Source organism: Alcanivorax sp. HI0044, assembly GCF_001634945.1.
Genome location: NZ_LWEZ01000838.1, coordinates 1 through 353, shown reverse-complemented (window position 1 = coordinate 353; position 353 = coordinate 1). Strand labels below are relative to the sequence as shown.

1 protein-coding gene is annotated in these 353 nt (G+C 60.9%); it reads left to right on the top strand.

What is annotated here, in order from left to right; all coding sequences use genetic code 11:
* Positions 1 to 353 (top strand): acyl-CoA dehydrogenase family protein (locus A3730_RS09890; RefSeq protein WP_255364253.1); only part of this gene is annotated, 353 nt, incomplete at both ends.

Sequence of the window (353 nt, the reverse complement as noted above, 5' to 3'; positions counted from 1 at the left end):
TCATGTGCAGTTGGAAAAGATCAAGGTGATGGCATCCAAACAGCAGACCGCGTTTGGTGCCTTGCTGGACGATCCGGTATGGCAGCACAAGCTGGCCCAGCTGGAGGCGGATGTGCTGGCCCTGGAGTTTACGGAAATGCGTATCAAGTCGGCGCTGTCAGCCGGCAAGGATCCGGGGGCGCTGTCGTCCATGACCAAGATTCTGGGTACCGAGCTACTGCAGAAAGTGACGGAACTGCGCATCGAAACCCTGGGGGCGCAGGCGACGATCTGGCAGCCCCAGGCGCTGGTGCCCGGCGACGATCAGCCGATTACCGGGCCGGAATATGCGCTCACCGCCATGCCCCATTATC